Source organism: Pseudomonas sp. lyk4-R2A-10 (genome assembly GCF_030209075.1).
Lineage (GTDB): Bacteria > Pseudomonadota > Gammaproteobacteria > Pseudomonadales > Pseudomonadaceae > Aquipseudomonas > Aquipseudomonas glycinae.
Map to the genome: position 1 here is coordinate 101,293 of NZ_JARVSR010000013.1, position 25,303 is coordinate 126,595.

Below are 25,303 nucleotides of genomic sequence, written 5' to 3' on the forward strand. Positions count from 1 at the left end.
ATCCAAAACCTGTTGGGGTAGAATGCCCCCCTTTTCTGCCCCCGATCCTTGAGGACCGCCATGTTCAGCCGTGATTTGACTATTGCCAAGTACGACGCCGATCTTTTTGCCGCCATGGAGCAAGAAGCCCAGCGCCAGGAAGAACACATCGAGCTGATCGCTTCGGAGAACTACACCAGCCCAGCGGTGATGGAAGCTCAAGGCTCGGTACTGACCAACAAGTACGCCGAAGGCTACCCGGGCAAGCGCTACTACGGTGGTTGCGAGTACGTCGACGTTGTCGAGCAACTGGCCATCGACCGCGCCAAGGAACTGTTCGGCGCCGACTACGCCAACGTTCAGCCGCACGCTGGCTCCCAAGCCAACGCCGCTGTCTACCTGGCCCTGCTGTCGGCCGGTGACACCATCCTGGGCATGAGCCTGGCTCACGGCGGTCACCTGACCCACGGCGCCAGCGTTTCCTCCTCCGGCAAGCTGTACAACGCCATCCAGTACGGCATCGATGCCAACGGCCTGATCGACTACGACGAAGTCGAGCGCCTGGCGGTCGAGCACAAGCCGAAAATGATCGTGGCCGGTTTCTCTGCCTACTCGCAGATCCTCGACTTCCCGCGCTTCCGTGCCATCGCCGACAAGGTTGGCGCCTACCTGTTCGTCGACATGGCTCACGTGGCCGGTCTGGTCGCCGCTGGCGTCTACCCGAACCCGGTTCCGTTCGCTGACGTCGTGACCACCACCACCCACAAGACCCTGCGCGGTCCACGTGGTGGCCTGATCCTGGCCAAGGCCAACGCCGACATCGAGAAGAAGCTGAACTCCGCCGTATTCCCGGGCGCCCAAGGTGGCCCGCTGGAGCACGTGATCGCCGCCAAAGCGATCTGCTTCAAGGAAGCACTGCAGCCTGAGTTCAAGGCTTACCAGCAACAAGTGGTGAAAAACGCCCAGGCCATGGCCGGCGTGTTCATCGAGCGCGGTTTCGACGTGGTTTCCGGCGGTACTGAAAACCACCTGTTCCTGCTGTCGCTGATCAAGCAGGAAATCTCCGGTAAAGACGCCGACGCCGCTCTGGGCAAAGCGTTCATCACTGTGAACAAGAACTCCGTGCCAAACGACCCACGCTCCCCGTTCGTCACCTCCGGCCTGCGCTTCGGTACTCCGGCAGTGACCACTCGCGGCTTCAAAGAGGCGGAGTGCAAAGAGCTGGCGGGCTGGATCTGCGACATCCTGGCTGACCTGAACAACGAAGCGGTGATCGACGCCGTTCGTGAGAAAGTCAAAGCCATCTGCAAGAAACTGCCGGTATACGGCGCTTGATTGCGACGTTAAACCCGTAACATGAAAAACCGGCCAGTGATGGCCGGTTTTTTTTCGCCCGCAAAAAAGTTTCGATCGCTAAATGGCTCAAGGTCGGGGCCTCGCGCTCAACTGGTCAGACCGGTCATGCCAATTCGTCATTTTTCACTTGCGATCCCTAAAAAACAGCGCCTAGACTGCACCCGCACTGGACATACCGGTAAGACCACAATAATTAAGTCCTGAATCTGATGCGCCCCGCGCACGGCAGCAAGGACACCGACCAGGATTCCTCCCATGCTCAGATGGTGCTCGCGTTCAATCTTCCTCCAAGTGGTTCTCGGACTGATGCTCGGCATCGTCTGCGGACTGACCCTTCCCGAATACTCGGCCCAGCTCAAACCGCTCGGCGACGGTTTCATCAAACTGATCAAGATGCTCATCGGCCTGATCGTGTTCTGCGTGGTGGTCAGCGGCATCAGTGGCGCCGGCGACTTGAAGAAGGTCGGGCGCATCGGCCTCAAGTCGGTTATCTACTTCGAAGTACTGACCACCATCGCCCTGGTGATCGGTCTGGTGTTTGCCTTCACCACCGGGATCGGCAGCGGCGCCAATATCCATCTGGAGCAGCTGTCCGCCGCCGACATGGGCGACATCGCCGAACGCGGCCAGCACATGCACACCACCACCCAGTTCCTGATGGACCTGATCCCGACTTCGGTACTCGGCGCCTTTGCCGACAACAACATCCTACAAGTGCTGTTGTTCTCGGTGCTGTTCGGCAGCGCGTTGAATCTGGTGGGCGAAGCGGCTTCCGGGATCTCGCGGCTGATCAACGAACTGAGCCATGTGATCTTCCGCATCATGGGCATGATCGTGCGTCTGGCTCCGATCGGCGTGTTCGGCGCCATCGCCTTCACCACCAGCAAATATGGCCTGGATTCGCTGCAACACCTGGGCAGCCTGGTCGGTTTGTTCTACCTGACCTGCATCGCTTTCGTCGCGCTGATTCTCGGTCTGGTAATGCGTCTTTCCGGCCTGCGCATGTGGCCGTTGCTCAAGTACCTGCGTGAAGAGTTGCTGATCGTCATGGGCACCGCGTCCTCCGACGCCGTGCTGCCGCAGATCATGCGCAAGCTTGAACATCTGGGCATCGGCAGCTCGACTGTCGGGCTGGTGATTCCCACCGGTTACTCGTTCAACCTCGACGGTTTTTCGATCTACCTGACCCTGGCCATCGTGTTCATCGCCAACGCCACCGGTACACCGCTGGCCATGACCGATCTTCTGACGATTTTGCTGGTATCGCTGATTACCTCCAAAGGTGCCCACGGCATTCCCGGTTCGGCGCTGGTGATTCTCGCGGCCACGCTGACGGCGATCCCGGCGATCCCGGTGGTCGGTCTGGTGCTGGTACTGGCGGTGGACTGGTTCATGGGCATCGGCCGGGCGCTGACCAACCTGATCGGCAACTGCGTCGCCACCGTGGCCATCGCCCGTTGGGAAAAGGACATCGACGTGCAGCGGGCGAACAAGGTGCTCAACGGCGAGCAGGGCTATAACTTTCAGCCGAGAAAAACGGTCGCTCAAGCGGCGGCCAAAGAATTCTGAATGAGCGCCGTGCCTGCGCCAATGCAGGCACGGCTCATGGAGCGAACACGTGATTACTACATCAACCGTCGTCAACTCAGTGGTGGAAAAACTCCGGGCCGCGCTGGCCCGGGGTCAGTGGCGCTCCGGCGAAATGCTGCCGGGCCAGCGTGAACTGGCCGAACAACTGGGCATCAGCCGCCCGAGCCTGCGTGAAGCGGTGATCGTGCTGGAGACCCTTGGCCTGGTGCGCTCGATGCCCGGCAAAGGCGTGGTGGTCCTCGACGCCCAGGCCAGTGACAGCCAAAGCCACGACAGCGCCGTGGCCGGCGCCAGCCTCGAAGACGTGCTGCAACTGCGCTACACCCTTGAACCGTTCATCGTTGGTCTGGTGGCGCAGTCGATCAGCAGCAAGGAAGTCGGGCAACTGCGCCTGACCCTGATGGACATGCGCGAAGCCCTCGAAGCGGGTGACAGCGAGGCCGGCGTCAGCGCCTACATCGCCTTTCACGAAGAACTGTTCACCCTGACCTCGAACCCGATTTTCCAGAGCGTGGTGCAACAGACCAGCAATGCCCTCAAGCAAAGCGCCGAAGTGCTGCGCAATTCACCGGAGCACCTGGCCGAACGCCTTGAGGAAAACGAAGCCGTAGTACGCGCGATCCGCAGCAAGAACAGCGCCCAGGCCAGCGCCGAAATGCGCCGGCACATCCTGCGTGAAGGCCAGCGGATGGGCATCGAGCTGAATATCCCGGATGACAACCTGAGCCACTGACACGCCTCACACTGGAGACCGGCCATGAACAGTCTTGCCACGCCGTCGCATCCTCGCCCGACCCCGACGGCCCTGCCCTTCTCCCGCCTGCACGCGCCGGTGGAGGATCTGTATCCGCGCCTGTTCGACGCAATCCTCGAACAGCGCATCGATGCTGCCAGCCGTTTCACCGAAGAAAGTCTCAAGCAGATGTTCGGCGTCAGCCGCGCCGATGTGCGTCGGGTGCTGACCCAGCTGTCCCACGAACAGATCATCGTGCTGCGGGCCAACCATCGACCACGAGTGGCCGCGCCGGACGCCGAGCAGACACGTCAGGCCCTGCACGCCCGGCGTCTGGCCGAGAACACGCTGGTGCGGCTGGCTTGTCAGCATGCGCAGGCTGAAGATTTGAAGCGCCTGCGAGCACTGATCGAACGGGAGCGTCAAGCTGTGGATCAAGATCGGCGCGGGGCGGCAATTCGCCTGTCCGGGGAGTTTCATTTGCAGGTAGCGAAAATGGCGCAGAATGCACCTTTGGCGCATTTTCTCGGCACGTTGGTGCCGTTGACCTCACTGGCGATTGCGCGATGCACAGAAACCACGCACAGCTGTTGCGGCTGGCAGGATCACGCCCGGATCGTCGAGGCGATCGAGCGTGATGACTCCGTCGAGGCGGCGTCGCTGATGAACCGTCATCTGGATCACCTGGAGCAGACGATTCTCAGCGGCTCCACGCACTGAGAGCGCGGCGGACTCAGTTCGCCGCCACCCTGGCAAACCCCGCCCGGATTTTCTCTTCCGGCAAATCGTCAGCGATAAACACGATCACGCTTTCCCGCGCCTCGCCTTCCGCCCACTCGGTGTCCCAGTCGAAGCCGTAGAGTTTCAGTACGCCTTGGAATACCAGGCGCCGTTCTTCGCCTGCAATGTTCAACACGCCCTTGTACCGCAGCAATTGCTTGCCGTGCTCTTCCAGCAATTCATTCATGAATTCGCTGAGCTGATCGATATCCAGCGGCTGGTCGGTACGCAGCACCAGACTGGAAATCCGGTCGATGGACGGCGCCTTGCTCACGGGCCGCAAGCTCACCCCGCCGCCAAGATCGGCATTCAGGTTGAAACCGCGCACATCAAGCAATTCGGCCAGATCGATGTTGCCGTGTTCGACCACGCGAATCGGTGCCCGGCGGTTGATGCGGGTCAGTCGCTCGCTGAGCGCGGTGAACGCGGCCTCGTCCACCAGATCGGTCTTGCTCACCAGCAGGCGGTCGGCAAAACCGATCTGCGCCTGGGCGATGGTCTGGGTCAGGTGCAGTTCGGCATGGGCCGCATCCACAAGGGTGATGATGCCGTCGAGCAAATAGCGCTCGCGCAGTTCTTCGTCGATGAAAAAGGTCTGTGCTACCGGGGCCGGGTCGGCCAGACCAGTGCATTCGATGACCAGCCGATCGAAGGCGATTTCGCCGCTGTCCAGCCGTTCGAGCAGCAGGTACAAGGCCTTGGTCAGGTCGGTGTGGATGGTGCAACAGACGCAGCCGTTGGCCAGGGTCATGACTTGCACCGGCTCATCGCCCAGCAATTGGCTGTCGATGCCGGCGTCGCTGAATTCGTTTTCGATCACGGCGATTTTCAGGCCGTGCTCGGCTTTCAATAAATGACGCAGCAAGGTGGTCTTGCCGGCGCCGAGGAAACCGCTGAGCACCGTGACCGGGATGGGAGAAGACAAACTCGATCTCCTTCAATTGCACAAATAAAAATGGGAGCAGGCCGAAAGACCTGCTCCCACCTATCTCTGGTGAACCGCGATCAGCGATTCAGCAGCACTTCGGCCCACCCTTGCCACCGTAACGGGCTTCCTGACGTTCGCGAAAGAACATCTCGTAGCTCATCACCGGTTTGTCCGGGTGTTTGGTCTGCATATGCTCGACGTAGGTGTCGTAGTCGGGCATGCCGACCATCAGGCGCGCGGCCTGACCGAGGTATTTACCGAGGCGACTGAGGTCATTGAACATGCTGCAATCCTCTGGTTACGCGTCCGGCAGGGCCTGGAATGGCGATTCTTTGTCCGTACGCTCTTTTTTGCCCCAGGCGGCGATGCCGACCTTGAGCGCATAGAACAGGATGCTGAATACCACGAACAGGAACAGCGCGGTCAATGTAGCGTTGGTGTAGGCGTTGAAGATCACGTGCTGCATCTGCTCGACGCTTTTCGCCGGCGCCAGCACCTGACCGTTGGCCAGTGCATCGCTGTACTTCTTGGCCAGCGACAGGAAGCCGATCGCCGGGTTGGCGTCGAACAGCTTGATGAAGCCTGCAGTCGTGGTGCAGATCAGCAGCCAGGTGGCCGGCAGCAGGGTGACCCAGATGTAACGCTGGCGCTTCATCTTGATCAGGACCACGGTACCGAGCATCAGCGCGATACCGGCCAGCATCTGGTTGGAGATACCGAACAGCGGCCACAGGGTGTTGATCCCGCCCAGTGGATCGACCACGCCCTGATACAGCAACCAGCCCCACATCGCCACACAACCGGCGGTGGCGATCAGGTTGGCGGACCAGGATTCAGTACGTTTGAGTGCCGGCACGAAGGAGCCGAGCAAGTCCTGCAGCATGAAGCGACCGGCACGTGTACCGGCATCGACTGCGGTCAGAATGAACAGCGCTTCGAACAGGATCGCGAAGTGGTACCAGAACGCCATGGTGTTTTCACCCGGCAGGACACTGTGCAGGATCTGCGCGATACCGACCGCCAGGGTCGGTGCACCACCGGCACGAGCCAGAATGGTGGTTTCGCCGATGTCATGCGCCACGGCTTGCAGGGCTTCCGGGGTAATTGCAAAGCCCCAGTTACTGACTGCGGTTGCCACGGACACCACATCACCGCCGACCACGGCGGCCGGGCTGTTCATGGCGAAGTACACGCCTGGCTCGATCACCGAGGCAGCGACCATGGCCATGATGGCCACGAACGATTCCATCAGCATGCCGCCGTAACCGATGTAACGGGCGTTGGTTTCGTTATCCAGCAGCTTCGGCGTGGTCCCGGAAGAGATCAGCGCGTGGAAACCGGATACCGCACCGCAAGCGATGGTGATGAACAGGAACGGGAACAGACCGCCCTTCCACACCGGGCCGGTGCCGTCGACGAACTGGGTCAGTGCCGGCATTTTCAGCTCGGGCATGGTCACCAGAATGCCGATCGCCAAGGCGACGATGGTACCGATCTTGAGGAACGTGGAGAGATAGTCACGCGGCGCCAGAATCAGCCACACCGGCAGCGAAGCGGCGACGAAACCGTAACCGACCAGCATCCAGGTAATCTGCACGCCAGTGAAGGTGAAGGCCTTGGCCCAGACCGGATCGGCGGCAATCTGCCCACCCAGCCAGATCGAACCCAGCAGCAGCAACACGCCGACGACCGAGATCTCGCCGATGCGGCCCGGACGGATGTAGCGCATGTAGATGCCCATGAACATCGCGATCGGGATGGTCGCCATCACGGTGAAGATGCCCCACGGGCTCTCAGCCAGGGCTTTCACCACGATCAGCGCCAGCACCGCGAGGATGATGATCATGATCAGGAAGCAGCCGAACAGGGCGATGGTGCCGGGGATACGGCCCATTTCTTCACGCACCATGTCACCCAGCGAACGGCCGTTGCGACGGGTCGACATGAACAGGACCATGAAGTCCTGCACCGCACCCGCCAGCACCACGCCGGCGATCAGCCACAGCGTACCGGGCAGATAGCCCATCTGCGCCGCCAGTACCGGGCCAACCAGAGGTCCCGCGCCGGCGATGGCCGCGAAGTGGTGACCGAAGAGAATGTGTTTGTTGGTTGGAACGTAGTCCAGACCGTCGTTGTTGAGCACGGCGGGGGTGGCCCGACGCGGATCGAGTTGCATCACATTGTTAGCGATGAACAGACTGTAGTAACGGTACGCAACCAGATAGATGGCCACGGCGGCGACCACAATCCACAAGGCGTTGATCGCCTCGCCTCGGCGCAATGCCACTACGCCAAGGGCGCACGCTCCTACGATTGCCAGCAGCAGCCAGGGTAAGTGGCGTAGCAGGCTATTATTATTTTTCATTTTATTATTCCAGCCAGGGTGGACAAGAAAGACAGCCACCCCGAGTTTAGCGCTACTGGCGGCAAAGGCCATACCCCGACATTGGTCTAGACAGTCCATTCGTTGGCATCACCCCGCCGGTCGGGTCTATAGTCAGCTGACCTTCCTGAGGATTGCGCCATGAGCGAGCACCCGTCCGAGCGTCGCCGCTTCAAACGTATCGCGTTCGACGCCAGAACCGAATTGAGCCAGGGCGAGTACATCTGGCCGGTGAAGCTGATCGACCTGTCGCTCAAAGGGCTGTTGATCGAGCGGCCCGAGCCGTGGCTGGGCAATCCCGAGCAGGACTTTTTCGTCGACATTCATCTGAGCGAGGACGTGCACATCGAGATGGATGTGCAACTGGCTCATGAAGATCACGGCCAGCTCGGTTTCGTGTGCCGGCATATCAGCCTGGAGTCGATTCAGCGCCTGCGTCGCCTGATCGAACTCAATCTGACCGACGAAACCGAACTGGAACGCGAGCTTGGGGCGCTGATTGACGTCTGATCACTCGAACAACGAGTCCAGCGCCTGCTCCAGACGCGTCACCGCAATGATCTGCAAACCCGGAGGCGCTTCCTTCGGCGCATTGCCCTTGGGCACGATCGCGCGCTTGAAGCCGTGCTTGGCGGCTTCCTTCAATCGCTCCTGACCGCTCGGCACCGGGCGCACTTCGCCGGACAGGCCGACTTCACCAAACACCAGCAAATCATGGGGGAGCGGACGGTTGCGCAGGCTCGACATGACGGCGGCCATCAACGCCAGGTCAGACGCGGTTTCCAGCACCTTCACCCCGCCGACCACGTTGAGAAACACGTCCTGATCGTGGGTCGGAATGCCGCCATGCCGGTGCAGAACAGCCAACAGCATCGCCAGACGATTCTGGTCCAGACCCAGCGTCACCCGACGCGGATTGGCCAGATGGCTGTCATCCACCAGTGCCTGGACTTCCACCAGCATCGGTCGGGTGCCTTCCCACGTTGCCATCACCACACTGCCCGGGACTTCTTCCTGAGCGCGGGTAAGAAAAATCGCCGAAGGGTTGGAGACTTCTTTCAGGCCCTTGTCGGTCATGCCGAACACGCCGAGTTCGTTGACGGCACCGAAACGGTTTTTTACCGCTCGCAGCAAACGCAACCGGCCATCGGACTCGCCTTCGAAATACAGCACGGTATCGACCATGTGTTCCAGAACCCGCGGCCCTGCAAGCGCGCCTTCCTTGGTCACGTGGCCGACCAGGAAAATCGCCGTGCCGCTTTGCTTGGCGTAACGCACCAGCAACGCCGCACTTTCGCGTACCTGGGATACGCCGCCCGGCGCCGATTGCAATTGTTCGGTGAAAATCGTCTGGATCGAGTCGATCACCATCACCTTGGGTTTTTCCTGGCGGGCGGTGGCGATGATGGTTTCGATGCAGGTTTCGGTCATGACCCGCAGTTGATCCTGCGGCAGGCCCAGGCGGCGTGCGCGCATGGCGACCTGTTGCTGGGATTCCTCACCGGTGACGTACAGCGCCGGCATGCTCTTGGCGAGGTTGCACAGGGTCTGCAACAGAATCGTCGATTTGCCGATGCCGGGGTCGCCGCCGATCAGTACCACCGAACCGTCCACCAGACCGCCGCCAAGGACTCGGTCGAGTTCACCGGAGGCTGTGGAAAAACGCGGAATCTCTTCAATGCTGACTTCGGCCAGGGTCTTGATCTGGGCCTGTTGTCCGGCCCAGCCGGTGCGCCCGCTCGGGGCGGCGGCACCGCCGCTCTCGACCATGGTTTCGGTCAGGGTGTTCCAGGCGCCGCATTCGCCGCACTGCCCGGCCCACTTGGGAAAGGTTGCGCCGCACTCGGTGCAGCCGTACATGCGCTTGGCCTTGGCCATCTGAACCCCCGGCAAAAACCGAGATGATAACGCAGCCATCGTCGATCAGCGCGGCGCACCGGACCGGATTTCTCCGCTGGCCAGACGCGCGGCGCTGCTGTCGGTCAAACCCCGACAGTTGCCGGGGTTTGAGGGGCGCGCGGTCAGTCGGCCAGTTTGGCCGCCAACGCCTTGACCCGACTCAGGTCACCCTTGGCCACTTTGGTCACCCCGGCGCCGTATTCCGGATCCGCCTTATAGAGGAAGGACAGCATGATGTGCTTGCTCTCGTCATCGGCACTCGCCAGCGAACCGCCAAAGCTCTCGATCAGATCCTGACGTTCCTTCTTGCTGAACGAGCGATACAGATCTCCGGCCTGCTTGAAGTTCTGTTCACGCTGGATCTTCGCCTGTTGCGTGCTGCCCTGCAGCGCGGTCTGGCTGAATCGCGCGCCTGCCGTCTCTTCACGCGGCTGCAGACGGCTAGGCTCATAGTTGACGCCCGAGGTGCTCGCACCGGCATTCATCGCGCCATCCTGATTGCCATTGTTGACAGCAGTTTTGGCGGCATTGATCGGCAATTGCAGGGCGTTGGCGCCAAGGCGATACATCTGGGTATCGGCGTAGGCAAATATCCGGCCTTGCAACAGACGGTCTTCCGAAGGCTCGATGCCCGGCACCACATTCGATGGCGCCATGGCGACCTGTTCAGTTTCCTGGAAGACATTCGCAGGATTACGGTTCAACACCATTTGTCCAACTTTTCGCTCTGGAACACCTGGCCAGATCTTGGTTGCATCAAGAGGATCGAATTCAAACTTGGACAAGTCTTGCGGATTCAAGACTTGAATGTACAAGTCCCACTTGGGAAAGTTTCCTTTTTGAATGTTTTCTACCAAGTCGTGAGTCATGTGGCTGTAGTCGCGCCCCTGAACTTTCTCAACTTGTTGCGGATCGAGATTTTTGATGCCTTGCAAACTTTTCCAGTGAAACTTCACATAGTGCACATCGCCCTTGGCGTTAACCAACTTGTAGGCGTGCACACTATTGCCGTCCATCTCCCGATAGCTGGCCGGAGTGCCCGAGTTGGAATACAACTCGGTCAATGTGCGGGTGGCTTCCGGTACATGGGAGAAGAAATCGAAGCGACGCGAGTCATCGTCAAGGTTAGTACGCGGATCGGGCTTGAAGGCATGCACCATGTCCGGAAACTTGATCGCATCGCGGATGAAGAACGTCGGAAAGTTGTTGCCCACCAGATCCCAATTGCCGTCAGCGGTGTAGAACTTGGTTGCGAACCCCCGAGGGTCACGCAGGGTTTCCGGAGAGTGATTGCCGTGAACCACCGCCGAGAAACGTACGAACACCGGCGTGACCTGGCCGGCGGTAAACACCTTGGCCTTGCTCAGATCACTCAGATCGTTGGTTGTGGTGAACGTGCCATGGGCACCGGTGCCGCGAGCATGCACGACACGTTCGGGAATGCGTTCACGGTCGAAACGTTGCAGCTTCTGGATCAGTTGCACGTCCTGCAACAGCACCGGGCCATTGGCGCCGGCGGTTTGCGAGTTCTGGTTGTCGCCGACTGCCGCACCGTTATCCCGGGTCAGGGGGGCGGCGTTCACGGAAAGGGTCAGCAGGCTGGCGGCCAATACGCCAATGGTGCGACGGGGAATAATCCCTGAACCAAGTGTGGAATTCATTTCAGGTTCCTCTGTTTTTTTGAGGCGCATCCAGGTGCGCCAGACAGAGGCTAAGAGCTCAGCCAGACAAACATAAATAGAAAGATCGTAACGCGATGATTGATTAATTTTTCTTCAGGATCAGGGAGTTGCAGCGTATTTCGCGCGCGATTAGTGGCACTTTGCAAACTAATTGCGAAATGGTGTGTCGATAAAAACGGGCTTTGTAAGAAGGTGTTACGCGCAGGACGCGTTATGCTGATTTACACTGCGTACACCAAACTCATCTGTAACAAGGAAATAACTATGGGCGTGCTCAGCGAGTTCAAGGCCTTCGCGGTCAAAGGCAATGTGGTCGACATGGCCGTCGGTATCATCATCGGCGCGGCCTTCGGCAAAATCGTTTCGTCGTTTGTCGGCGATGTGATCATGCCGCCAATCGGCCTGCTGATCGGCGGAGTGGATTTCAGTGACCTGGCCATCACGCTGAAAGCCGCCGAGGGCAGCGCCCCTGCGGTGGTGCTGGCGTACGGTAAATTCATCCAGAGCGTTCTTGACTTCGTGATCGTCGCCTTCGCGATTTTCATGGGCGTCAAAGCCATCAACCGCTTGAAACGCGAAGAAGCCGTAGCGCCTACCTTGCCGCCCGTGCCGACCAAGGAAGAAGAACTGCTGGGCGAGATCCGCGATCTGCTCAAGGCCCAGAACAAACGGCCCTGAAGACTGAAACGGCGCCTGAGGGCGCCGTTTTCTTACCAGTAGTTTTCCACCGCGACCTGCCCCGGTCGCCGGGTCAGACTCAAGGCCATGCCACGTTGCTTGAGCAGGGCCCGGGTGTCATCGATCATCTGCGGGTTACCGCAAAGCATGACTCGCGAATGCGCCGGCGTCAGCTCCACGCCTGCCCTATTCTCCAGCTCGCCATTTTCGATCAGCGTGGTGATGCGCCCGTTGAGGGCGCCGGCATACGGTTCACGGGTAACCACCGGGATGAACTGGAACTTATGAGCATATTCAGCCAGGTAGTCACGCTGAGTCAGCTCGGCAATCAGCTGCTGATAAGCCAGTTCCCGCGCCTCTCGCACGCTGTAGACCAGAATGATTCGTTCAAACTTCTCCCAGACCTCGAAGTCCTGAAGGATCGACAGAAACGGCGCCACGCCTGTGCCGGTGGATAACAGCCAGAGATCGCGGCCATCAATGAAGCGATCCAGCGTCAGATAACCAAAGGCCTGGCGCTCGATCAGCAAGGTATCCCCGGCTTTCAGCCGGCTCAGTTCACTGGTGAATTCACCACCCGGCACCACGATGGAAAAGAATTCAAGAAATTCGTCGAACGGCGAAGACACCATCGAGTAGGCGCGCCACACCGTACTTCCATCCTCGCGCGTCACGCCGATCCGGGCAAATTGTCCGGCACGGAAGCGGAAACCTGTATCCCGCGTGGTACGCAGCGTGAACAGGTTCGGGGTCAGTGGTTGCACATCGAGCAGTGTCTGGCGGCTGAATTTTTCGCTGCTGGCGGTCATCGATTTACTCCATCAACAATGACTCAAGTGTTACGCATTAGTCCTCGCGGGAACACCGACAGTTTGTAATGACATTCCATAGTGCTATCACTCTGAAAAAATTCAATCAATTAGTGTGAGCATTAAAGATCTTTATATGAACCCTCACATATAAAATCCGGTTATGGATATTCTCTATAACCCGCCTCTTCAAGAGCAAAAAAGTTTAAACACTTTGCAGGAAGCGTCCTACACTGGATTTCGTGTCGGGGATCTTGGATCCAATCCCCCCCCCCCTGCGAACCAGCTCCTGGAGAACTAAAAAATGGATAGGTGGAAGGAGTACCAGATAAAACAGCTTACGCGCGCGAAGGAAATCGAGAGTGCATTCCCGATTTTGAGAACGTTTGCCAATAACATAGGTTTCCAGTTTTGCGGCATTCAAGTCTCGCGACCTGAGTCCCCGTCATTCAAACCGTTCCATATCAATAACTTCACTAAAGCGTGGAACGAAGAATACGAGAATAACTACAGTGAAGAGGACCCAATAACATCATACTGCCACCAATCCATGTTGCCATTTCTCTGGAACAGAAAAGCCTTCTCGAAAGCACCGCAAATGTGGAATGCACTTCGAAATCACGGAATGGAACATGGCTGGTCGCAATCGTATCTCAACGAAGAAAATGACCTGTGCTGCACAATCAGTCTGGCACGTCCCCAAAGCGAAATCTTCGCACTGGAACTCTACGATCAATACGGCGTCATGCATTTCATCACGCAGCACTTGAGTGAATTATTCGTCCATGCACTACCGCCAGTGCCGGCCAAACCGCCTCCCGTGCGCCTGTCTACTCGAGAGCTGGAAATTGTCAGGCTGTGCGCCTATGGCAAGACCGCCTGGGAAATCGGTCAGATTCTGAATGTGGCCGAGCGGACCGTGAACTATCACATCAAAAATCTGATCGTTAAACTCAACGCGTGCAACAAGATGTCAGCCATCGTCAAGGCTTCCAAGCTCGGATTCCTCTAGACCTCGTTCAACCCTCGCAGTGAAATCAGACGAGTATTGCCAACAAAAAAAAAGTACCATTTGCAGCCTTCCTGAGTGATGTCGTGAGCGTTCACGTCGCAGTGCACTCGGTTGGTTCCGCCGCACTAAACCCTGGGCCGCGGGACACCCGTCGATTACCCAGAGTCCCCGCCCCATGCCTTTGCTCGATACGCCCTTCGCCCAGCTTGATCTGATCCGCCAGCCCGAACAGCAGAACGAACCGCTGCAAGCCTTCGACGCAGCCGACGAATACCTGCTCAATCATCTGGCCGAACAGAATCTGCCGATCGAGACACGGGTTCTGGTGCTCAACGACAGTTTCGGCGCGCTGGCCATCAGCCTGTCAGGCAACGTGCAGGTCAGCACCAGCGGCGATTCGTTCCTGGCGTTTCAAGGCCTTGAAAAAAACCTGCTGCGCAATGGTCAGGCATTCGATGCGCTGCGCGGCATTCCCGCCAGCGAGCCGTTGGTCGGGCCATTTGACCGGGTGCTGATCCGCGTTCCGAAAACCCTGGCACTGCTGGAAGAACAACTGATTCGCCTGCAAGGCCAATTGGCGCCCGGCGCGCAAGTGGTCGCCGCAGCCATGGTCAAACATCTGCCCCGCGCCGCCGGTGATCTGCTGGAACGCTATATCGGCCCGGTTCAGGCTTCGCTGGCGGTGAAGAAGGCACGCTTGCTGATCGCCACGCCCGAGGCGAAGGCACCCGCTGTCTCGCCCTACCCGACCCGTTATCGCCTCGACGAGCCGGCCATCGAACTGCTCAACCATGCCAACGTGTTCTGCCGTGAAGGGCTGGACATCGGCACCCGTGCCTTCCTTCCGCACCTGCCGAAAAACCTCGGCGCGGCAGGGGTCGCCGACCTAGGCTGCGGTAACGGCGTACTGGCCATCGCCAGCGCCCTGCAAAACCCAGATGCGCATTACACGCTGGTGGACGAATCGTTCATGGCCGTGCAGTCGGCGGCCGAAAACTGGCGCGCGGCGCTGGGTGAACGTGAAGCGATCGTGCGCGCAGGCGACGGCCTTGCCGGACAGGAAGCGCAATCGCTGGATGTGGTGCTGTGCAACCCGCCGTTTCACCAGCAACAGGTGGTCGGCGACTTCCTTGCCTGGCGCATGTTCCAGCAGGCCCGCGAAGCACTGGTCGTCGGTGGTGCGCTGTACATCGTCGGCAACCGTCACCTGGGTTATCACAGCAAACTGGCGCGACTGTTCCGGGGTGTCGAGCAGGTCGCGGCCACGCCGAAATTCGTGATCCTCAAGGCACGCAAATAATCCGGGCAAAAAAAACCCTCCGGTCGGAGGGTTAAAAATCCGTGCCGCAAGGCAGCGGGATGGGAAGTCTTAGTGCGTGGTCAGGCCTGCTGCATTCATGAACATGCGCATCAGGCTGGCGACGATGAACAATGCACCGACGCTGCCGACCCAGATCATGGCCAACCAGCCGAGCCGCTGCCACAGCGGCTTTTTTTCGGCTTCTTCAATGTCGTGCAGGGAATGTTTGCCGGTCATGCTTGCATCCTCCGGTTGAGGGAGATGGCGCCGCTGTCGGCGCCATCGTGATCACCCTTAGTGATAACCGTCTTCATGGGTGACCTTGCCGCGGAACACGTAATAGCTCCAGAAGGTGTAACCCAGGATGAACGGGATGATGAACAGCGTGCCCACCAGCATGAAGCCCTGGCTTTGCGGTGGTGCGGCGGCGTCCCAGATCGAGATCGACGGCGGCACGATGTTCGGCCACAGGCTGATGCCCAGACCGCTGTAGCCGAGGAAGATCAGCACCAGGGTCAGCAGGAACGGCATGTAGTTGGCATTGCGTGCCACCGCGCGAATCAGACCGTACATCGTCACCAGCACCAGAATCGGCACCGGCATGAACCAGAACAGATTCGGCATGCTGAACCAGCGCGTCGCAATTTCCGGATGGGCCAGCGGCGTCCACAGACTGACGACACCGATCACCGCCAACAGCACGAAGGCCAAAGGTCGCGCCAGGTCATGCATCTGTTCCTGCAACTTGCCTTCGGTCTTCATGATCAGCCAGGTGCAGCCGAGCAAGGCATACGCCACCACCAGTGCGGCGCCGCAGAACAGCGTGAACGGCGTCAGCCAGTCCAGTGAACCGCCGGCATATTGCCGGTTGACCACTGGCAGACCATCGATGAACGCGCCCAGCGCCACACCCTGGAAAAACGTTGCGGCAATCGAACCACCGATGAATGCCTTGTCCCACAGGTGACGCTTGTCGTCCTTGGCCTTGAAGCGGAACTCGAACGCCACGCCACGGAAGATCAGCCCGATCAGCATGAAAATCAGCGGCAGGTACAGCGCCGACAACACCACTGAATAAGCCAACGGGAAGGCGCCGAACAACGCAGCGCCGCCCAGTACCAGCCAGGTTTCGTTGCCGTCCCACACCGGGGCGACGGTGTTCATCATCACGTCGCGGTCGGTCTTGCCGGGGATGAACGGAAAGAGAATCCCGATCCCCAGATCGAAACCGTCCATGACCACGTACATCATGATGCCGAAGATGATGATCACGGCCCAGATCAGCGGAAGATCAATACCCATGACTCAAATCTCCTTGGTCAGGCTGCGGTCGTGTTCGGCACCATCGTCGTCGGCAGCGGACAACGGACGGGCCGGCGTACGTTTCTGGCCAGGACCACCTTCGTTGGTTTCCTTGCCTTCGTCGGTCTTCGGTCCTTTGCGCACCAGACGCATCATGTAGCCCAGACCCGCACCGAACAGCGCGAAGTACACCACCACGAACATGATCAGCGTGATGCTCATCTGCATGAAACTGTGGTTGGAAGACGCGTCCGCCGTGCGCATCAGCCCGTAGACCACCCACGGCTGACGACCGATTTCAGTGGTGAACCAGCCCGCCAGGATCGCGATCAGACCGGACGGCCCCATCCACAACGCCAGGTACAGGAACGGCCGCGAGGTGTAGAGCGAGTCACGCTTGCGCAGCCACAAACTCCACAGACCGGTGAAGATCATCAGGAAGCCGAGGCCGACCATGATCCGGAACGACCAGAACACGATGGTGGAATTCGGCCGGTCTTCTGGCGGGAACTCCTTGAGCGCCGGGACTTGCTTGTCCAGCGAGTGGGTCAGGATCAGGCTGCCGAGGTATGGAATCTCGACAGCGAACTTGGTTTTTTCTTCCTTCATGTCCGGCCAGCCGAACAGAATCAGCGGTGTCGCTTCGTCGCCGACGTTTTCCCAGTGGCCTTCGATCGCAGCGATTTTCGCTGGCTGATGCTCGAGGGTGTTGAGGCCGTGGAAGTCGCCGATGACAGCCTGGATCGGCGCAACGATCAACGCCATCCACATCGCCATCGACAGCATGGTGCGGATCGCCGGGTTGTCCTTGCCGCGCAGCAGGTGCCAGGCCGCTGACGAACCGACGAAGAACGCCGTTGCGACGAACGCTGCGGTCGCCATGTGCATCAGGCGATAGGGGAACGATGGGTTGAAGACAATTGCCAGCCAGTCGGTTGGAATGACCTGACCGTTGACGATCTCGAAGCCCTGCGGGGTCTGCATCCAGCTGTTGGAAGCGAGAATCCAGAAGGTCGAAATCAGTGTGCCGATGGCGACCATCACCGTGGAGAAAAAGTGCAGGCCGCGCCCGACCTTGTTCCAGCCGAACAGCATCACCCCGAGGAAACCGGCTTCGAGGAAGAACGCCGTGAGCACTTCATACGTCAGCAACGGCCCGGTAACGGAGCCGGCGAAGTCCGAGAAGCGACTCCAGTTGGTGCCGAACTGGTAAGCCATGACCAGGCCCGAGACCACGCCCATGCCGAAGTTGACGGCAAAGATCTTCGACCAGAAGTGATAAAGATCACGGTAGGTGTCGTTGCCGGTTTTCAGCCACAGGCCTTCCAGCACCGCGAGATAGCTCGCAAGACCGATGGTGATCGCCGGGAACAGGATGTGGAACGAGATGGTGAATGCGAACTGAATTCGGGCGAGATCCAGGGCCTCTAAACCGAACATAAGCTTTCCTCTATCAGATAACGGTCCAGGACTGGCGGCCTTGAACCACTGCCCCCACGGGTATGGAGTGCGGCGAACTCGGATTCGTTCTTCTTTTTACAGGCATCGCGACGCAGGGAGTCTGCCGACGGGTCCGCGATCGTTTCCACGAAAGGTCTTGATCTGGATCAATCAACGTAGAAAGAGTAGTCCCATTTCCGACGGGAAACCGCGTGGTCTTTTGCCGCGTGACAAGTTGCCTCACAGTCACGGCAACGCCCTGAAATACATCGGTGGCCGGGTTTCGCGCCACGGCGCAGAAAAATCGATGTCTGGCTAACTAAATTTTCTGTCATAGCAACTTCCTGTTACAGACTGGTGATAATCTCGCGGTTCCCCTCGATCACGACCGGCCCGCAAATGCCCAGCCAAGAGCCCTTGCTGTTACGTCACCACCGTCCCTTTCTTGCGTTCTGGTTTGCCCGGATCTTCACCGCCAGTGGTTTTCAGATGCTCACCGTGGCGATCGGCTGGAACCTCTATCAATTGACCGGCAATGTGCTCGACCTGGGTCTGGTCGGGTTGGTGGAATTCGCACCACGGGTCTTGTTCATGCTGCACACCGGCCACGTTGCCGATCGCTACGACCGACGCAGAGTCGCGGCGATCTGCCAGTCGTTGCAGGCCCTGATCGCGCTGGCATTGGCCATCGGCAGTGCAACCGATCATGTCACCCGGGAAATGATCTTTATCCTGGCGTTCCTGCTCGGCGCCGCACGCTCGTTCGAAATGCCGACCACTCAAGCGCTGCTGCCGAGCATCGTACCCAGTGCGCTGTTCCCGCGTGCAGTCGCCGCCGCGCAATCTGCACAGCAATCGGCCACCATCGTCGCCCCGGCGCTCGGCGGTCTGCTTTATGCCTTCGGCAGCGTGTGGGTCTACGGGCCGACGGTGATTCTGTATGTCATCGCCTGCACGCTGATGCTCAACCTGCCGGCCCGGCAAACCCCGCTGAACAAGGGCAAGGCGACGCTGGACTCGTTGCTGGCGGGGATTCGCTTTATCCGCAGCCGCCCGGACATTCTCGGGGCGATTTCGCTGGATCTGTTCGCCGTGTTGCTGGGTGGCGCCACGGCGCTGTTGCCGGTGTTCGCCAAGGACATCCTGCTGACCGGGCCGTGGGGGCTGGGGTTGCTGCGCTCGGCGCCGGCGGTTGGCGCACTGATGATGTCGCTGTTCCTGGCGCGGTTTGCCGTCGAGCGAAACGTCGGTCGAGTAATGTTCACCGCCGTCGGTGTATTCGGCGTGGCAACCATCGCCTTCGGTCTGTCGACCTCGTTCTGGTTTTCCCTGGCGGTACTTGCGGTGCTGGGCGCGGCGGACATGATCAGCATGGTGATCCGCGCCTCGTTCGTGCAACTGGAAACCCCGGACGAAATGCGCGGCCGGGTCAGCGCGGTGAACGGCCTGTTCATCGGTGCCTCAAACCAGTTGGGCGAATTCGAGTCCGGTCTCACCGCGCATTGGTTCGGCACCGTGCCGGCGGTGGTGATGGGCGGCATCGGCACGCTGGTGGTGACCGGAACCTGGATCAAACTGTTCCCGACCCTGGCCAACCGCGACCGGATGCATGTGCCGGTGGAAGAGGTGAAGGCCTGACGCTCTCAGGCCAGCAACTCCCCCGCCACCTTCGCTCTGACGGCCTTGCCCGCCAGTTGCTCGACCAGTGTCAGCGCAAACGCAAGCGCGGCGCCGGAGCCCTGGGCGGTGATGCAATTACCGTCGACCACCACAGGTTGATCAACAAACGTGCAACCGGAAAGGTTATGACTGCTGACGGGCAGGCAGGTCATCCGGCGTTGACGTAATACACCGAAGCTTTGCAGGGCGACGGCCGGGGCTTCGGCGATGGCGGCGAACAGGCGTCCGGCGCTGGCCTGGTCCTTGAGCAATTGTTGCAGAGGCTGGTGCGCGGCCAAGTGTTGCGCACCGACGGCACCACCGGGCAGGACAATCAGGTCGAAGGTCTGGGCCAGCACATCAATGAGCATGCCGTCGGCGGTCAATCGCGTGCCTCGGGCGCAGGTCAGCATGCGCCGGCCCTCGATGCTGGCCGCCACTACTTCGATGCCGGCGCGGCGCAGCACGTCGATCAGGGTCACGCATTGCAGATCATCGATGCCCTCGGCGAGGGTAATCAGGGCTCTATAGGTCATGGGCGCTTTCCGCTGGGTGGTCTTTAAAGCGTAGTCAGCTTTGCCCTGCCCTGTTCGGCGACAGCCGTTACTTGATGTAAAGCTGGGTCGACATCGTGTTGCGCGGGGCGTTGATCGACGTGTTGCTGAAGGTAAAGGTACCTTCCTGACGGGCCGCCAGATCGAAGGTATACAGCGAGCCGACGGTTTTGCTGCCGGGCGTGCACTCGGTCAGGTTGCCGTTATCGAAGGCACAGACCGGACTCCGGGTGCCATTCACTTCGAAACCGTCCAGCGCCGCCTGAGGCTGACTCTGGCCGTAGCCGATTTCCAGCACGTACACCTTGATGCCCGGCGCGCTGTGATCGCAACGGGTCTGCACCTGGCCATCGGTAATGTCTTCGAGCCCGCAGGACGACGACTGAACCTTGATGACTTTCACCTCGCTCAATGGCGGTGCCGACGCCGCGAATACCGCCGGTACACCGGTCAGCAGCAAGGCCATCAGTCCGGCAGTGTTGGTCCAACCCTTGTTCATGCGATTCATCCCCGAAAAACAGCGCGCAGTATGGCGTACTTGGCCGTGGTGCAAAACTTCGCCGACGATCGACACCAACATCCGCCATCTTCCTCACGCTGCTGGTATGATGCGCGGCTTTTTCCGGCCCACCACAATTTTCCAGGCGCTTGCGACGGTCTGTGCTTTGCTGTTGAGGTCGATACATTCACGGCGCCACGCGCGCCACGGGGAGCAGACATGCTGGAAAGGCTGTTTCAACTCAAGGCACACAACACCAACGTGCGGACCGAGATTCTGGCGGGCGTCACGACCTTCCTGGCCATGGCCTACATTCTGTTCGTCAACCCGAGCATCCTCGGCGAGACCGGCATGGACAAGGGCGCGGTGTTCGTCGCCACGTGTCTGGCAGCCGCCATCGGTTCCACGGTCATGGGCCTGATCGCCAACTACCCGATCGCCCTCGCGCCGGGCATGGGCCTGAACGCCTTCTTCACCTACACCGTCGTGCTGCACATGGGCCACACCTGGCAAGTGGCGCTGGGCGCGGTGTTCATTTCGGCGGTGTGCTTCTTCCTGCTGTCGATCTTCCGCATCCGTGAGTGGATCATCAACAGCATCCCGCTGCCGCTGCGCTCGGCGATTGCCGCCGGTATCGGCCTGTTTCTGGCACTGATCGCCCTGCACAACGCCGGCATCGTGGTCAGCAACCCGGCGACCATGGTCGGCCTCGGTGACCTGAAACAACCGGCCCCGATCCTCGCCACCCTCGGTTTCGCCCTGATCGTTGCCCTTGAAGCCCTGAAAGTGCGCGGCGCGGTGCTGATCGGCATTCTGGCGGTGACCATCGTTTCCATCGTGATGGGCTTCACCCCGTTCGGCGGCGTGACGTCGATGCCGCCTTCGCTGGCCCCGACCTTCCTGCAACTGGACATCAAGGGCGCTCTGGACATCGGTCTGGTCAGCGTGATTTTCGCCTTCCTGTTCGTCGACCTGTTCGACAACTCCGGCACCCTGATCGGCGTCGCCAAGCGCGCAGGCCTGATGGGCAAGGACGGCCACATGCCGAAAATGGGCCGTGCGCTGATCGCTGACAGCACCGCGGCAATGGCCGGTTCGCTGCTGGGCACCTCGACCACCACCAGCTACATCGAATCCGCTGCGGGCGTGAGTGCCGGCGGCCGCACCGGCCTGACCGCCATCGTCGTCGCAATCCTGTTCCTGCTGGCGCTGTTCTTCTCGCCGCTGGCCGCCAGCGTACCGGCCTTCGCCACCGCACCAGCGCTGCTGTTCGTCGCCGTGTTGATGACTTCGGGCCTGGCGGAAATAGACTGGGAAGACATCACCGTCGCCGCGCCGGTCGTGGTCACCGCCCTGGCGATGCCTTTCACCTATTCCATCGCCAACGGCATCGCCTTCGGCTTCATCGCCTGGACTGCGATCAAACTGCTGTCCGGCCGCGCCCGTGAGCTGAACCCGGCGCTGGTGATCCTGTCGATTCTGTTCGTGATCAAGCTGGGTTGGTTCAACGCATGACTTTTGATTCCCAGGCCTACGCCGCACAACTCGAAGACAAGGTCACGCGCCTGCGTGACCTGCTGGCCCCGTTCGATGCACCGGAGCCGACGGTGTTCGACTCGCCGCTGCAGAACTTCCGCCTGCGCGCCGAATTCCGCCTGTGGCGCGAGGGGGGTGAGCGGCATTACGCGATGTTCTCGCAGGACGACAAACGCACGCCGATCCTGATCGAAGAGTTCCCGATCGCCAGCCTGCGCATCAACCAGTTGATGCCGCAATTGAAGGCGGCGTGGCAGGCCAGTGCAGCACTGAGCCACAAGCTGTTCCAGGTGGAGTTTCTGACCACCCTGGCCGGCGACGCAATGATCACCCTGTGCTATCACCGTCCGCTGGACGAGCACTGGCACGCGGCGGCCACCAAACTGACGGCGGATCTGGGCGTCAGCATCATCGGTCGCTCCAAGGGCAAGCGCGAAGTGCTCGGCCTCGACTACGTGGTCGAGAAACTCGACGTCGGCGGTCGCACCTTCAGCTATCGCCAACCGGAAGGCGCGTTCACCCAGCCCAACGGCACCGTCAACCAGAAGATGCTCAACTGGGCCTACGAAGCACTGGGCGATCGCAGCGACGATCTGCTGGAGCTTTATTGCGGCAACGGCAACTTCACCCTGCCGCTGGCAACCCGCGTGCGCAAAGTGCTGGCCACCGAAATCAGCAAGACTTCGGTCAACGCCGCACTGAGCAACCTGGCCGAAAACGCTGTGGATAACGTCACCCTGGTGCGCCTGTCCGCCGAAGAGCTGACCGAAGCCCTGAACGAAGTTCGCCCGTTCCGTCGCCTGCACGGCATCGATCTGAAAAGCTACGAATTCGGCAGCGTGTTCGTCGACCCGCCACGGGCCGGCATGGACCCGGACACCTGCGAGCTGACCCGGCGCTTCGACAACATCCTGTACATCTCCTGCAACCCGGAAACGCTGGCGGCCAACATTGCCCAACTGCACGACACGCACCGCATCACCCGCTGCGCACTGTTCGACCAGTTCCCGTGGACTCACCACATGGAATCCGGCGTGCTGCTGACCCGACGTTGATCGCAGGTGCCAGAAACAAGAAAGCCGTCCTCATCGACGGCTTTTTTGTGCCTGTTCATGGCACGGGATCGATCTTGCGCGGACGCCCGCCCTTCCTGCCGTTGGCCCGTGCAGCTTCAGCTTTCGCAGTGCTGCTCTGGCGACCATTGCGGGAGGCGATCACCGAGGCTGCCATGGCCATCAGTGGCTGACTGGCCGAGATCATGCCGGCGATGGAAACCTGCAAATCCTTGCCGTCGTGGCAGAGCGCTGTGCCGGCAAAGCCAACGTTCAATCCAGTGAAGTCTTCCGGTTCGAAATCATCGAATTCCCGGTAGAGATTCACTGGGAGCAGCACGCCACTGTTGTCTTCGAAGTGGATAATCAGACACGGTTTCTGAAAGGCCACCGACACGGCTTGCAGGCTGCTGCGTCGGCGCACGCCACCACGGTCGACCGCTTCGTCCAGACGCTTTTCCGTGACGGGTCGATCCGCGTGCAGCGTGGCTTTGACTGTTTTCATAATTCTATTTCCACTCCTTCGTTGGCGCCGACCAGGGCCAACAGGGTTTTGTTGACCTCCGGCTCGTAATACGCCGAGCCAATCCTGAAACTCGTGCTGGTGACTTCCCGCAGCACCGCCACCTGATTCGACTGCCCGTCCCACCATTGATTGTCGAGACAGGCCGTTCGCAACCGAGTCCACCAGATCCAGCGCGCCCGCCGCAGATGATCGGTTTCACGCAGCGACTGGCGCAGCCCTTCAAGCAGGCTGACCGGCGGTCGATGCGACAACGGCAGCACATCCCACAGTTCAACGCCGTTGTGCCAGAAACTGAATTTGAAGCGGGCGCTCCAGGCGCCTGCATCCACATGTGCGTGGGGCGGACAATGTTCGTCATGCAACATGATCACCACTGACAGTCCTTTGTAACTGCATACCTTCATGCTACCCATCCGTTAGGTTTAAAGTTTCAACACTTGCCATTCCCTGGCAAATCCGACCATCGGCGCCAACGCCTGTTGTGGCCGTTACCTTTCGAGCCTAGTGCGGGAGCCGCAAAAGCCGCGCGCAAAATGGTAAGCAGTTCTTTCGCAGCGGCCACGCATTTGCTACATACGAAGACTCATTCCCCGGCGTAATCAATCATGCAGAGACACTTCGACGATCTTCAGCTGGGCAGCATCGAGCTGTTTTGCCTGGCCGCCGAGTGCGGCAGTTTCACCGGCGCGGCGCAGGCGGCTTCGGTGACGCCGGCAGCGGTGAGCCGCTCGGTATCCCGCATGGAGGAACGCCTGGGCGTGCGGCTGTTCGCGCGTACCACCCGCAGCGTGAAACTGACCGACAGCGGCCGGCGCTATTACGAAGAATGCAGTCAGGCGCTGGCACAACTGGTCGAGGCGCAGCGGGAAGTCATGGGCCAGCAGCAGGAACCGTCCGGCACCCTGCGTATCAGTATTCCTACGACCTACGCCCATCACCGAATCCTGCCGCTGCTGCCGGCCTTTCGCGCGCGCTTCCCGCAGGTGAAGGTGGACATGCACATCAGCAACCGCAACATCGACTTCGTCGGCGAGGGCTACGACATGGCGATCCGCGTGCGGGCGATTCCCGATTCCGGCCTGATCGCCCGCCACCTGGAAGATGCGGCGCTGGTGATGGTTGCCAGCCCCGATTACCTCAAACGCGCCGGCACGCCGCAGACCCTCGAAGACCTCGAACAGCACGAGTGCATCCAGTACGAATTACCCAGCAACGGGCGGCGGATCACCTGGCTGTTTTACGACGAAGAGACGCCACGGGAAATCCTCGCCGAGGGCAATTTCTGCTGCTCGGACGATGTGCTCGGTGGCGTGACCCTGGCCAGGCACGGTGCCGGATTGTTCCAGACCTATCGCTTCATTGTCGAAAAAGAACTGGCCGACGGCTCGCTGATAGAAGTGCTCAAACCCTACAGCGGACGCTCGCGGCCGTTCACCTTGTTGTACCCGCAGAATCGCCACATGCCGCTGCGTGTCAGGGCTTTCATCGATTTTCTGGTGGAGCAGTTGCCGCACTGAATTGCATCAGTGTGCGATCACCGCCCACAAAACCGGGTCGTCGATGCAGGGCAATTGATTAAAGTAACCATCTAGTACAATTTAACTCC

Annotated in this window: 25 protein-coding genes; 12 read left to right on the plus strand and 13 right to left on the minus strand. The window is 60.0% G+C overall.

Features of this window, described 5'->3' with window-relative positions; translation table 11 throughout:
* Positions 1 to 60: 60 nt before the first annotated feature.
* The 4 genes from glyA (at position 61) to QRN46_RS24100 (ending at position 4,378) form a co-directional block, all read left to right on the plus strand.
* Positions 61 to 1,314, plus strand: a complete 1,254-nt coding sequence (gene glyA, locus QRN46_RS24085) for a serine hydroxymethyltransferase (RefSeq protein ID WP_007950978.1) — start codon at positions 61 to 63, stop codon at positions 1,312 to 1,314.
* 276 nt (positions 1,315 to 1,590) lie between these two features.
* Positions 1,591 to 2,904 (plus strand): C4-dicarboxylate transporter DctA, encoded by a 1,314-nt coding sequence (locus QRN46_RS24090; RefSeq protein ID WP_011336023.1) that lies wholly within the window; start codon positions 1,591 to 1,593, stop codon positions 2,902 to 2,904.
* Positions 2,905 to 2,953: 49 nt separating this feature from the next.
* A complete protein-coding gene (locus QRN46_RS24095; RefSeq protein WP_007950980.1) occupies positions 2,954 to 3,658 on the plus strand; it encodes a FadR/GntR family transcriptional regulator in 705 nt (234 codons plus the stop codon).
* 24 nt (positions 3,659 to 3,682) lie between these two features.
* The gene (locus tag QRN46_RS24100) at positions 3,683 to 4,378 is read left to right on the plus strand and encodes a GntR family transcriptional regulator (RefSeq protein ID WP_201818700.1); all 696 of its coding nucleotides are present in this window, start codon (positions 3,683 to 3,685) and stop codon (positions 4,376 to 4,378) included.
* Between the two features lie 13 nt (positions 4,379 to 4,391).
* Here QRN46_RS24100 and yjiA read toward each other — a convergent pair whose 3' ends face one another.
* From yjiA to QRN46_RS24115, 3 genes are all read right to left on the minus strand, one after another.
* Positions 4,392 to 5,363 (minus strand): GTPase, encoded by a 972-nt coding sequence (gene yjiA, locus QRN46_RS24105; RefSeq protein WP_201818702.1) that lies wholly within the window; start codon positions 5,361 to 5,363, stop codon positions 4,392 to 4,394.
* Between the two features lie 88 nt (positions 5,364 to 5,451).
* Positions 5,452 to 5,649 carry a YbdD/YjiX family protein gene (locus tag QRN46_RS24110; protein ID WP_003228401.1) on the minus strand — a complete coding sequence of 66 codons (198 nt, stop codon included), beginning with the start codon at positions 5,647 to 5,649 and terminating at the stop codon, positions 5,452 to 5,454.
* 15 nt (positions 5,650 to 5,664) lie between these two features.
* A complete protein-coding gene (locus QRN46_RS24115; protein ID WP_007950983.1) occupies positions 5,665 to 7,731 on the minus strand; it encodes a carbon starvation CstA family protein in 2,067 nt (688 codons plus the stop codon).
* Positions 7,732 to 7,890: 159 nt separating this feature from the next.
* On the opposite strand from QRN46_RS24115, the gene QRN46_RS24120 reads away from it, so the two are divergent.
* Entirely contained in the window at positions 7,891 to 8,259 is a 369-nt protein-coding gene (locus QRN46_RS24120; protein WP_011336027.1) for a PilZ domain-containing protein, read from the plus strand.
* Here QRN46_RS24120 and radA read toward each other — a convergent pair whose 3' ends face one another.
* On the minus strand, positions 8,260 to 9,627 hold the full coding sequence (gene radA, locus QRN46_RS24125; RefSeq protein WP_007950985.1) for a DNA repair protein RadA: 1,368 nt from the start codon (positions 9,625 to 9,627) through the stop codon (positions 8,260 to 8,262).
* A 143-nt stretch (positions 9,628 to 9,770) separates the two neighbouring features.
* Positions 9,771 to 11,309, minus strand: coding sequence for a catalase KatB (gene katB, locus QRN46_RS24130; RefSeq protein ID WP_285357702.1), 1,539 nt, complete (start codon positions 11,307 to 11,309; stop codon positions 9,771 to 9,773).
* Between the two features lie 285 nt (positions 11,310 to 11,594).
* Between katB and mscL the strand changes: the two genes are divergently transcribed.
* A complete protein-coding gene (gene mscL / locus QRN46_RS24135; protein ID WP_285357704.1) occupies positions 11,595 to 12,008 on the plus strand; it encodes a large-conductance mechanosensitive channel protein MscL in 414 nt (137 codons plus the stop codon).
* Positions 12,009 to 12,040: 32 nt separating this feature from the next.
* Here the strand turns inward: mscL and QRN46_RS24140 are convergent, their stop codons facing one another.
* Positions 12,041 to 12,817, minus strand: coding sequence for a ferredoxin--NADP reductase (locus QRN46_RS24140; RefSeq protein WP_011336030.1), 777 nt, complete (start codon positions 12,815 to 12,817; stop codon positions 12,041 to 12,043).
* A 304-nt stretch (positions 12,818 to 13,121) separates the two neighbouring features.
* On the opposite strand from QRN46_RS24140, the gene QRN46_RS24145 reads away from it, so the two are divergent.
* Positions 13,122 to 13,829, plus strand: a complete 708-nt coding sequence (locus QRN46_RS24145; RefSeq protein WP_011336031.1) for a helix-turn-helix transcriptional regulator — start codon at positions 13,122 to 13,124, stop codon at positions 13,827 to 13,829.
* A gap of 175 nt (positions 13,830 to 14,004) precedes the next feature.
* The gene (locus tag QRN46_RS24150; protein ID WP_011336032.1) at positions 14,005 to 15,129 is read left to right on the plus strand and encodes a methyltransferase; all 1,125 of its coding nucleotides are present in this window, start codon (positions 14,005 to 14,007) and stop codon (positions 15,127 to 15,129) included.
* A gap of 69 nt (positions 15,130 to 15,198) precedes the next feature.
* On the opposite strand, the gene QRN46_RS24155 is transcribed toward QRN46_RS24150, so the two are convergent.
* From QRN46_RS24155 to QRN46_RS24165, 3 genes are read right to left on the minus strand one after another with little or no spacing between them, the layout of a single operon-like run.
* Complete coding sequence (locus QRN46_RS24155) at positions 15,199 to 15,366, minus strand: DUF2474 domain-containing protein (protein ID WP_007950992.1); 168 nt, start codon at positions 15,364 to 15,366, stop codon at positions 15,199 to 15,201.
* A 57-nt stretch (positions 15,367 to 15,423) separates the two neighbouring features.
* Positions 15,424 to 16,431, minus strand: a complete 1,008-nt coding sequence (cydB, locus tag QRN46_RS24160) for a cytochrome d ubiquinol oxidase subunit II (protein ID WP_011336033.1) — start codon at positions 16,429 to 16,431, stop codon at positions 15,424 to 15,426.
* A 3-nt stretch (positions 16,432 to 16,434) separates the two neighbouring features.
* Positions 16,435 to 17,871 (minus strand): cytochrome ubiquinol oxidase subunit I, encoded by a 1,437-nt coding sequence (locus QRN46_RS24165; protein ID WP_011336034.1) that lies wholly within the window; start codon positions 17,869 to 17,871, stop codon positions 16,435 to 16,437.
* A 399-nt stretch (positions 17,872 to 18,270) separates the two neighbouring features.
* On the opposite strand from QRN46_RS24165, the gene QRN46_RS24170 reads away from it, so the two are divergent.
* Positions 18,271 to 19,509 carry an MFS transporter gene (locus tag QRN46_RS24170; protein WP_201818711.1) on the plus strand — a complete coding sequence of 413 codons (1,239 nt, stop codon included), beginning with the start codon at positions 18,271 to 18,273 and terminating at the stop codon, positions 19,507 to 19,509.
* Between the two features lie 5 nt (positions 19,510 to 19,514).
* On the opposite strand, the gene QRN46_RS24175 is transcribed toward QRN46_RS24170, so the two are convergent.
* Both QRN46_RS24175 and QRN46_RS24180 read right to left on the minus strand, forming a co-directional pair.
* Positions 19,515 to 20,066 carry a DJ-1 family glyoxalase III gene (locus tag QRN46_RS24175; protein ID WP_011336036.1) on the minus strand — a complete coding sequence of 184 codons (552 nt, stop codon included), beginning with the start codon at positions 20,064 to 20,066 and terminating at the stop codon, positions 19,515 to 19,517.
* 67 nt (positions 20,067 to 20,133) lie between these two features.
* Positions 20,134 to 20,583: a DUF4879 domain-containing protein gene (locus QRN46_RS24180; protein ID WP_041475613.1), complete on the minus strand. Its 450-nt coding sequence runs from the start codon at positions 20,581 to 20,583 to the stop codon at positions 20,134 to 20,136.
* A 219-nt stretch (positions 20,584 to 20,802) separates the two neighbouring features.
* Between QRN46_RS24180 and QRN46_RS24185 the strand changes: the two genes are divergently transcribed.
* Positions 20,803 to 22,098 (plus strand): NCS2 family permease, encoded by a 1,296-nt coding sequence (locus QRN46_RS24185; RefSeq protein ID WP_064599583.1) that lies wholly within the window; start codon positions 20,803 to 20,805, stop codon positions 22,096 to 22,098.
* Positions 22,095 to 23,174: a tRNA (uridine(54)-C5)-methyltransferase TrmA gene (trmA, locus tag QRN46_RS24190; protein ID WP_285357715.1), complete on the plus strand. Its 1,080-nt coding sequence runs from the start codon at positions 22,095 to 22,097 to the stop codon at positions 23,172 to 23,174. The genes QRN46_RS24185 and trmA overlap by 4 nt, the downstream gene beginning before the upstream one ends.
* 55 nt (positions 23,175 to 23,229) lie before the next feature.
* Here trmA and QRN46_RS24195 read toward each other — a convergent pair whose 3' ends face one another.
* Both QRN46_RS24195 and QRN46_RS24200 read right to left on the minus strand, forming a co-directional pair.
* Positions 23,230 to 23,676, minus strand: coding sequence for a hypothetical protein (locus tag QRN46_RS24195; RefSeq protein ID WP_011336040.1), 447 nt, complete (start codon positions 23,674 to 23,676; stop codon positions 23,230 to 23,232).
* Positions 23,673 to 24,101 (minus strand): hypothetical protein, encoded by a 429-nt coding sequence (locus QRN46_RS24200; protein ID WP_011336041.1) that lies wholly within the window; start codon positions 24,099 to 24,101, stop codon positions 23,673 to 23,675. Before QRN46_RS24200 ends, QRN46_RS24195 begins: the two co-directional genes overlap by 4 nt.
* Before the next feature lie 201 nt (positions 24,102 to 24,302).
* Between QRN46_RS24200 and QRN46_RS24205 the strand changes: the two genes are divergently transcribed.
* Positions 24,303 to 25,214, plus strand: coding sequence for a LysR family transcriptional regulator (locus QRN46_RS24205; RefSeq protein WP_011336042.1), 912 nt, complete (start codon positions 24,303 to 24,305; stop codon positions 25,212 to 25,214).
* The last annotated feature ends 89 nt before the right edge of the window (positions 25,215 to 25,303 follow it).

What these genes read in the sequence shown, in the direction of transcription:
- QRN46_RS24185 (WP_064599583.1), top strand. Translation starts at nt 20,803, where the DNA reads ATGCTGGAAAGGCTGTTTCAACTCAAGGCACACAACACCAACGTGCGG.
- QRN46_RS24155 (WP_007950992.1), bottom strand. Translation starts at nt 15,366, where the DNA reads ATGACCGGCAAACATTCCCTGCACGACATTGAAGAAGCCGAAAAAAAG.
- glyA (WP_007950978.1), top strand. Translation starts at nt 61, where the DNA reads ATGTTCAGCCGTGATTTGACTATTGCCAAGTACGACGCCGATCTTTTT.
- radA (WP_007950985.1), bottom strand. Translation starts at nt 9,627, where the DNA reads ATGGCCAAGGCCAAGCGCATGTACGGCTGCACCGAGTGCGGCGCAACC.
- katB (WP_285357702.1), bottom strand. Translation starts at nt 11,309, where the DNA reads ATGAATTCCACACTTGGTTCAGGGATTATTCCCCGTCGCACCATTGGC.
- QRN46_RS24200 (WP_011336041.1), bottom strand. Translation starts at nt 24,101, where the DNA reads ATGAAGGTATGCAGTTACAAAGGACTGTCAGTGGTGATCATGTTGCAT.
- QRN46_RS24165 (WP_011336034.1), bottom strand. Translation starts at nt 17,871, where the DNA reads ATGTTCGGTTTAGAGGCCCTGGATCTCGCCCGAATTCAGTTCGCATTC.
- QRN46_RS24195 (WP_011336040.1), bottom strand. Translation starts at nt 23,676, where the DNA reads ATGAAAACAGTCAAAGCCACGCTGCACGCGGATCGACCCGTCACGGAA.
- QRN46_RS24100 (WP_201818700.1), top strand. Translation starts at nt 3,683, where the DNA reads ATGAACAGTCTTGCCACGCCGTCGCATCCTCGCCCGACCCCGACGGCC.
- QRN46_RS24090 (WP_011336023.1), top strand. Translation starts at nt 1,591, where the DNA reads ATGCTCAGATGGTGCTCGCGTTCAATCTTCCTCCAAGTGGTTCTCGGA.
- QRN46_RS24140 (WP_011336030.1), bottom strand. Translation starts at nt 12,817, where the DNA reads ATGACCGCCAGCAGCGAAAAATTCAGCCGCCAGACACTGCTCGATGTG.
- QRN46_RS24145 (WP_011336031.1), top strand. Translation starts at nt 13,122, where the DNA reads ATGGATAGGTGGAAGGAGTACCAGATAAAACAGCTTACGCGCGCGAAG.
- QRN46_RS24120 (WP_011336027.1), top strand. Translation starts at nt 7,891, where the DNA reads ATGAGCGAGCACCCGTCCGAGCGTCGCCGCTTCAAACGTATCGCGTTC.
- cydB (WP_011336033.1), bottom strand. Translation starts at nt 16,431, where the DNA reads ATGGGTATTGATCTTCCGCTGATCTGGGCCGTGATCATCATCTTCGGC.
- QRN46_RS24150 (WP_011336032.1), top strand. Translation starts at nt 14,005, where the DNA reads ATGCCTTTGCTCGATACGCCCTTCGCCCAGCTTGATCTGATCCGCCAG.
- mscL (WP_285357704.1), top strand. Translation starts at nt 11,595, where the DNA reads ATGGGCGTGCTCAGCGAGTTCAAGGCCTTCGCGGTCAAAGGCAATGTG.
- QRN46_RS24180 (WP_041475613.1), bottom strand. Translation starts at nt 20,583, where the DNA reads ATGAACAAGGGTTGGACCAACACTGCCGGACTGATGGCCTTGCTGCTG.
- QRN46_RS24170 (WP_201818711.1), top strand. Translation starts at nt 18,271, where the DNA reads ATGCCCAGCCAAGAGCCCTTGCTGTTACGTCACCACCGTCCCTTTCTT.
- QRN46_RS24205 (WP_011336042.1), top strand. Translation starts at nt 24,303, where the DNA reads ATGCAGAGACACTTCGACGATCTTCAGCTGGGCAGCATCGAGCTGTTT.
- QRN46_RS24110 (WP_003228401.1), bottom strand. Translation starts at nt 5,649, where the DNA reads ATGTTCAATGACCTCAGTCGCCTCGGTAAATACCTCGGTCAGGCCGCG.
- QRN46_RS24115 (WP_007950983.1), bottom strand. Translation starts at nt 7,731, where the DNA reads ATGAAAAATAATAATAGCCTGCTACGCCACTTACCCTGGCTGCTGCTG.
- trmA (WP_285357715.1), top strand. Translation starts at nt 22,095, where the DNA reads ATGACTTTTGATTCCCAGGCCTACGCCGCACAACTCGAAGACAAGGTC.
- QRN46_RS24175 (WP_011336036.1), bottom strand. Translation starts at nt 20,066, where the DNA reads ATGACCTATAGAGCCCTGATTACCCTCGCCGAGGGCATCGATGATCTG.